General features: G+C 49.5%; 5 protein-coding genes. All 5 read left to right on the forward strand.

What is annotated here, in order from left to right; all coding sequences use genetic code 11:
- Positions 1 to 441: 441 nt before the first annotated feature.
- The 5 genes from BLIN9172_RS17375 (at position 442) to BLIN9172_RS17995 (ending at position 7,248) form a co-directional block, all read left to right on the forward strand.
- Positions 442 to 945 (forward strand): hypothetical protein, encoded by a 504-nt coding sequence (locus BLIN9172_RS17375; protein ID WP_145997997.1) that lies wholly within the window; start codon positions 442 to 444, stop codon positions 943 to 945.
- Positions 942 to 3,080: a glycosyltransferase family 2 protein gene (locus BLIN9172_RS17380; RefSeq protein WP_101556137.1), complete on the forward strand. Its 2,139-nt coding sequence runs from the start codon at positions 942 to 944 to the stop codon at positions 3,078 to 3,080. The genes BLIN9172_RS17375 and BLIN9172_RS17380 overlap by 4 nt, the downstream gene beginning before the upstream one ends.
- Positions 3,081 to 3,127: 47 nt before the next feature.
- Positions 3,128 to 3,775 (forward strand): hypothetical protein, encoded by a 648-nt coding sequence (locus tag BLIN9172_RS17990; protein ID WP_219618604.1) that lies wholly within the window; start codon positions 3,128 to 3,130, stop codon positions 3,773 to 3,775.
- A 401-nt stretch (positions 3,776 to 4,176) separates the two neighbouring features.
- Positions 4,177 to 4,914, forward strand: a complete 738-nt coding sequence (locus tag BLIN9172_RS18930) for a glycosyltransferase (protein WP_373270470.1) — start codon at positions 4,177 to 4,179, stop codon at positions 4,912 to 4,914.
- 285 nt (positions 4,915 to 5,199) lie between these two features.
- Entirely contained in the window at positions 5,200 to 7,248 is a 2,049-nt protein-coding gene (locus BLIN9172_RS17995; RefSeq protein ID WP_145997999.1) for a hypothetical protein, read from the forward strand.
- Positions 7,249 to 7,420 lie beyond the last annotated feature (172 nt).

The following is a 7,420-nucleotide window of genomic DNA, read 5'->3' on the forward strand; positions in this document are numbered from 1 at the left end:
ACAGACGCGGGTGTGTGGTTGAATAGCACCTGAGAGGTGCCCCTTTCTTGAACGGGAATGTTGACTTCGAACATCATCATTTTCCCAGTTCAGAAGGGGCATTTCCATTTCACGCGCGGCTTGATCCGGCTACTCGCATCGGTGGATCAAGGCTGAGCAGTTCAAAAAAGTGCCCAGAGTGGGTCTGGAGATAGCCCCGCCGAAGTGAAACTCAAAGTTGCGCGACTTGGGATTCTGTCGACTGTCCAACACGCATCTCTTGCAATGGCATGCAACGTGAAGGTTGAGGCTCGAGTCCAGAACACGCCCGCAGCGCGACTACACTAACCTTTGTACAGGCAATGCTCCGTGGTGGCTAACCGATTCGTCCGGAGCTCCGCAGTAAGTACTAAACCGAAGGAATTACTCCAAGGTGCACGTGACGTGATGAAGGGGAGTCGAATGAAGCAAATCTTCGTGCGGAAGTTGGGGCAAGCACGCTCCATCGTGCGCACCCAGACTCTGGCAGCCCGCCGGAAAACCACTGAACGGACAGACTTGGCTCCCGGGGACTTCGCAGAGTACAAGGCAGCGTTCGACGTTCCGGCAACAACAGTAACGGCTGTTTTCCCCTTGGCTTCCGGAGAACTGATCGACGATGACCATTTTGTAGTTGAACTCGAACTATTAAACGAAGCGGGGCACTTGATAAAGCGAGACGATTTAAATACGTCCTATTCGCGCCTACTCCAGTCGCCATATGCGTACGTTAAGAACGCGGGCGGGGCCATCAAGACGCCAATAGTGAGCGCGGACCACCAGAACATAAGCAACGCGCGATTGCGTGTCAGGCTATGGAAAAAATCTATTGAATCTACAGGGCTTGACGTCTTGGGACCGTTGTTGGTGATCGGAACCGTGGAACACCCGAGCCGGACTATAATCAAAAAGGCAACATTGGTATGAGTGCTCAGAATTACTCCGTCATTGCAGGAAAACTGCCGAACAACGTTGACACTTCAATTGAGTACCTGCAACATCTAAGTAATACTTTTCCTGGGGCAAAAAGAATCTATGTAGTTATGACGGAGACGCAGCTGATCTCAAAGGACGCTTCCTCCGAGGTGCTCGCGAGTCTAATCGACTCGCTTCAGATACAGATAATATTATCTCGAAACAGCATTTGGGACGGAATTAATAGAGCCGTTGCTACCTCCGACACCGAGCACATCGTAATACTCGAACGCGAAATGTGGCCTGCATACGGTATCGAGCAAGCATGGTTCAGAGAAGCCCGGCAATCGGGTGTTTCTCTAGTCTACTTCGAGAAACGCCAAGCCTACGACGACGTTGCTTCACACCTCATCGCCGGATCATATGCCCGCTCGACGCCAGAACTGGATTTCTTGTCCAGCAATGCGTTTGCTGTAGATCGAAAAATATTCCTCGACCTTCGAGGCTACGACGAACGAACGCCGTACGGGGACTACTCTGATATTGATTTACGCGTAAGGTTCAAGCGCGCGCGAATAAATATGACTCAGCTCAAAGGCCCGGATTCCGTCGCCTATTTTCCGGCACCTGCGAGACAGGCTAGTACGAATCTCGAAATGGAGTTGTCCTCCGAAAAAGCATGGCTGGCGAAAGTCAACATGGACAAGAGTATTTACAGAAATCTAGTTGATTGGTCAGTACCCGTTGATGAAAGAACGCCATTAGTCTCGGTAGCTATTGCAACAAAAGACCGGGGACCAATGCTTGCTGATTCGTTGCACTCGGTACTCTATCAAACGTTTCAAGATTTCGAGGTAATAGTTGTCGATGACGGATCAAGCGACGATTCAGCTCAGCGGGTGGTTGAGCAGATAAACGACAATCGTATACGCTATATCTACCAAAAACCGGCCGGGATTTCTGCCGCTAGAAATCGTGCCGCTGATGAGGCAATTTCTCCGTACACTGCCGTACACGACGATGATGACATTATGTTGCCAGAACGACTTGAAATCGGATTGAATAGCATTACTTCGCCGTTCCAGGCTACGTTTGGCGGTTGGGTCAATTTTGGCGATGGCAATGGCCAAATGCAGGAATTCTATGGAAAATTGGTATTTGACTCAAAAGTGAATGCTCATAACGGCCAGGGGCCCGGACACGCTACCTGGACCGTACCAACGAAACTTATTCAGCAGTTTCGCTACGACGAAAGATTGAGCGCTTCGGTCGATCACAATCTGGCCACGCGGATGGAGATCGCTGGGGTCGAGTGGGTCCATTCAGGCCACTTCATGTATCTACGACGCGTTCACGATAGCCAGGTCACGGCGTTGGACAGCGGTGGTCAAAAGGTGGGCCATGTTCTTAGTAGGTATTTGTCAAATGTATCAACTTCGCCAGCTCAATTAGACGAACTCCGAGCAGCTGGTAAGGCGACTACGTATCCTCGGATATCTAATGTCTCGGAGCGTCTCTCTGCATTCCGAGCCTATTTGCCTGACAAGTTAGTTAATAGGCGAGTGAAGATCGTCGGTAACACCCAAAATCTCCAGTTTGATGCAGACGTGCCCGACAAGATGGCGCTTTTGATCGAGGATCGTGACATTCTCAATAATAGGAATATGTATGAATGTGCAATTTTGGATAATATTTTATTGCGCGATATAGCTACTTTTAGGCGGAGGGGACTTACAAAATATTCCTGGCAGGTGGAACTCACGGGCATTGTGCCGAATGAAGATCAAGATGAAACGATTTTTGCGGCCTCAGAGTTGGATATAGAGTTATACGGCATTGAGCTGTCTGAGGGCCGTGTTCGGAAGGCACTCAAAGAACGAGTTTCGTCAGTTACCGAACTTCTATTGTCAAAGAGTTCCGAACCCAGCCTTCTAGTTATCGAAAATGACGAGCCCTATTCGAATTGGGTGGAGACGGAATTGAGCCGAGACGCCTTGCAGGCTCGCAGAATTCTTGCGGCGGGGGAATTTGGAACTAGAAGCGCAACAAGAATGTATCTATATCAAAGTGCTTCGATGGGAATGAGGGTGCTCGCCCGGATTACTGATTTGGATAAGGCAGCCAGCGCAACACTTGTAACTAGGTAAATGCGCATATCTTGAATAACGACCTTAACTAGTGACAGATGGGTACAATGAGTCTTCAGCTTCTTAATCTTTCAAACGGCCGTTGCGTAATGAGTTTCTCGAAGAGTGAAGATTCGGTAGAGAAATATCACGCAGTTCCCCTGATACTCAGCGCCAGGATTGATGACGTGACTTATGACCGCCTATGGGTTGCAGCTGCGCTTTGCTTCGGCTCTTCCATTGTTGGTCGGTGGTCGTCCGGTCCTGCCATAAGTGAAACTGCCTACCTGGCAGTTTCTGATTACCTGAGGGGAACAGGATTTTTCCACGTGGGCAACGTCGTTAGAGAAACGCCAGAATATAGAACTGGCGTGTCGGCAAAACTGGTGCGGTCCGATGGTCTATTTTCCAATCAGAAACGTCCCGAGAGTACGTTAGATGACGAGTTTATGCTTTTGGAAGTAGTGCCTTTGGGTGATTGGTCAGGAGCTCTATTTAACCTACACCATTTCCTAATTGCATCGAATAGTTTTCTCCATGACGACAGTGATATTCAAAGGAAGTACGCAGGGGGATCACTTGCAGCAGCAATTTTATTGTCTAACGATTTGAGCATTGACGAAATACATGTCGATAACTCGGACTGGTCACCTGGAGCATTCGAGCGCGTCGGTTCGTTACTGGCTGCTGTTGGATTAAAGTTAGCGAAATACTAATCGGCCGATGTATATATGGACTAATGGTTCTAAAATTTGGGGGGTGCAGGTAATTGAAGCGCAGTATCTTGATGCCAGTTCGTACGGTTGCTGATTGGGGAGGCGTTCATGAGTGGACTATCGATGCAGCTAGCGCGTTGATTAGTGAAGGCCACTCTGTCACATTTGTAGGTTCAGGAGATCTATTTGAGCAACGTGCTCGCGCCACAGGTGCTGGATTCTTGAAGCTAGACTGGGCGAGTTGGGAAACCTTTATACCGTCTTTGTTGGAAAGCCCGGAAGTTAGGGATTCCGATCTGATCTTTGCACATGCGCCGGAGGCACGGATGTTGGCGCTTGAGCTTTCAAAGCGAATCGGGACAGAGGTCGTTGTCATGGTTCATGGCGCTTATCACGATCATATGTATTCCTGGTCACATTTAGTGTCCGGGATTCTAGCCGCGAGCCCTTCGTTGGTTCATTTTTGCCAGCGCTTCGGAAGGGTTGAGCCTTGGAAGGTGTGTTGCGTTCCCAACGCTGCCTCTGATTCACTATTCGATCGTGAGGTGGTACCTTTCGAGGCCAGAATCGCAGACGGCGTTGCTCGCATCACGACTGCCGCGCGACTTTCGCATGATAAGACGCCCCAGATTGACGTCGCTTTAGAAGCAATGTCGATTGGAGCTGAGCTACGTCCGGACCTGAAGTGGAAACTTGATGTTTTTGGTGATGGACCAGCTCGTCCCACGTTTGAGGCGGAATACAGGGCGGGACTTAGTGGAATTTCGGGAGCCGAAGTTGAGTTTCACGGTTGGGTACCACCTGAAGCGATGCCCGAAATTATGCGTACTTCGGTCCTTTGCGTTGCGGCCGGCATGGGAGCAGTGCGCTGTGTAGCGGCGGGAACGCTGTGTGTAGGTAGCGGGGCACGAAACAACGTAGGCCTCCAAGTCCGTACGAATTTGCGGGCAGGGATCTGGAGCAATTTTGGTGACCACGGTGTTATGCGGTTTAGGCCGACTTCCGTCGCTGCGGATCTTCGAGGTCTACTTCGACAAGACGACTATGAGAATGCAGTGACTGTGACCCGAGATGTGTTGCGAAGGACTCATTCTCAATCTGTCGTTGACGGGGCTATGATCTCTGCGCTGGGATGCTAGAACCTTTGTATACTGTCAGCGAATAGAATCGTGTTACTCGGAAAATTGGTTGCGCATTTCGATATGATACGAAGTTGTTCTTGGAGGTGTTGTGTCGCAATAGCGTGCATTTAAGGCGGAGCTTGCTACCTAGTTGTCTCAGATAGTGATCGGACACGCAGATTGTCCGCGACTACGGCGAGCACTTCTGTTCGAAGGGTTGCCGGCGACCCGCTCTAATCATCGAGGGTCCTGTACGACTAGAAGGTATTCAAGACACGCGAATATGTCGATAAAGGATTGGCAATGAGTAAAATCGTAAACATTTCACACCATCGGGTAGAGTTTCCCGGTAATCTGTTGCGCGAAGTGCCTCGCCGTAGAGAAGACCAGCAAGATGACTATATGCAGCGATTCGATTTTCATACTTTGTTCTCAGATGCATTTTTCATCGAAGAGGGTGTTGAACTGCTGGGTCCGCCCTTGCTTAATACTAGAGATAGGATTCTCAGTTCAGAGATATTCATAGACGGCGACCGCTTTCTTGGGAAGGTTGAGAGTCGAGATCACCACAGGATCTCCCGCACAATACTTCACGGCGTGAAAAGCGGAAGCGAAATTTTGCTAAAGAACACTGAAGGCGATGTTCTAATCGAAATTAACAGAATTGTGTCCGATTTCTCGGGGCGGCGAGTGCTGGTTACGCAACAGCAAAATAACCCTTTGGAATGGATACGCTACTGGGTTGAGTTTCACGCGGTTCATCACGGCATTGACGCTGTTCTTATTTATGATAATAGAAGCACATTGTACGATGTGTCAGCTGTCGAAAAACTACTTAAAAGTATCGATTCAATCGCAGTTGGCTGTGTAGTAGATTGGGATATACCCTTCGGCGCTACTGGCGGACCCAACCAGGTTTGGGACTCGGATTTCGGGCAACATCAGGTTTTAGAACACGCCATGAGATATGTTTTAACTGACGCAAAATCTGTGATCCAACAGGATATAGATGAGCTTGCATTCTCTGAAGACGGGCGGTCGATTTGTGACATCTTAGAATCTAGCGATATAGCCGAACTTAGGTATCCAAGACGGCAAATTCTACAAATAACGACCATGCAGCTTCCGCCTGAAAGGAGCAGAGGCTACCGGTTGCATTGCGACTACGCCTACTACCGCGTAGATAGCCCGTGGATGGCTGGAAAGTATGCCTGTGTGCCCTCTAGAATCCCTCGAGACAGCCACTATCTGGTTCATGGTGTCGAAAATGCGAATCGCTCAATAGCAGAGGGAATTATTGCCCGGCACTACGGTGGAATACGAATAGATTGGCGGTCTGGAATGAAGGCGCCAATTTCGAATATGCCTCTGTCCTCGGTTAAAGATGAGGTGTTTTTGGATGAATCTATCCTTGATTCGTATAATATTGTTCCTGAACGTGGGTTGTCGCGTAAATCTTGGTCGAAGACGTTGTCTCTAAGTAATTTTTTTAGTACTAACGCGGAAAATGACATCAACGAGATCGACGATCTTCGTGACGTGAAGTTTCCACCACAGGATGAGATTAGTCGTTGGCGGTTTGTCTCGGACCGAGGTTACAGCATCGAGTTTGCAGTTCTTGGTAACCGTGGAAAGCCACTGGTGTCCAGTTTTCACGGTCCAATTGACCGTTCGAAAGTTTCTATTCCGCTTTTCGAGCGTGTTGGTAGTCTCAGCGGTTTGCCGGTTAGCTCCGTTTACTTTGCAGATCCTTTGCTGGCGACTGATGACAAACTAGAGTTAGCGTGGTTCGAAGGTGGGGACGAATGGGCAATCATTGAGAATATGGTTCGCATTGTGCGGCGAGTCGCGGCCTTGGGTCATGCTCGGTCGATAGTTCACTCCGGGTCGTCCGGTGGTGGGTTTGCTGCACTTCGTGCGGGAGCCATGATGCCTGGGTCAACGGCGCTAGTGTTCAATCCGCAGACTGCCATAGGGTCATATCTCAGTGGTGGAACTAGCTATGCATCGCAGAAGGCTTATGTTGCCGCTGTGTGGCCTGACGTATACGAGCGCATTTCTGGAAAAGTGGAGGATATTGTGTCGTTTGCAAACGAAGTGTCGCCTCGTACTTCCGTTCTCAAATATTATGAGAAACCGATTGCGTCGAGAGTTGTCTATTGCAATAATGTTAACGATTTTCATTACAGGAAAGACTACCTGGCGTTTTTAGCGGCATCGGCGCGAGGTGGTAACTTAAGCTGTATTGAAGTGGTAGAGTATGATGGGGTTGAGGGGCATAACCCTCCGAGTGATGACGAGTTTATTCGTGGACTTAAAATAGCCCTGGGCTCTGAATCGGCTATGTATTGAGTCTGCCTGTGGTTGTTTGGTCGGATGTCGTTGTAATAGTTAGGTGGCTCTTCGCAGTTAGGGGTGTAATCGGGGTCTGAATCCTCCCGTCTCGAGCAAGCTTCGGGCGATGTAGTGGGTGAGGTTCCGGAACCCCAGCGCCGATCCACGTAGGTGTTCCAGCCTGCCGTTC

The sequence above is a fragment of the Brevibacterium linens ATCC 9172 genome (assembly GCF_900169165.1).
GTDB lineage: Bacteria > Actinomycetota > Actinomycetes > Actinomycetales > Brevibacteriaceae > Brevibacterium > Brevibacterium linens.

What these genes read in the sequence shown, in the direction of transcription:
- BLIN9172_RS17380 (WP_101556137.1), top strand. Translation starts at nt 942, where the DNA reads ATGAGTGCTCAGAATTACTCCGTCATTGCAGGAAAACTGCCGAACAAC.
- BLIN9172_RS17995 (WP_145997999.1), top strand. Translation starts at nt 5,200, where the DNA reads ATGAGTAAAATCGTAAACATTTCACACCATCGGGTAGAGTTTCCCGGT.
- BLIN9172_RS17990 (WP_219618604.1), top strand. Translation starts at nt 3,128, where the DNA reads ATGAGTCTTCAGCTTCTTAATCTTTCAAACGGCCGTTGCGTAATGAGT.
- BLIN9172_RS17375 (WP_145997997.1), top strand. Translation starts at nt 442, where the DNA reads ATGAAGCAAATCTTCGTGCGGAAGTTGGGGCAAGCACGCTCCATCGTG.
- BLIN9172_RS18930 (WP_373270470.1), top strand. Translation starts at nt 4,177, where the DNA reads ATGTATTCCTGGTCACATTTAGTGTCCGGGATTCTAGCCGCGAGCCCT.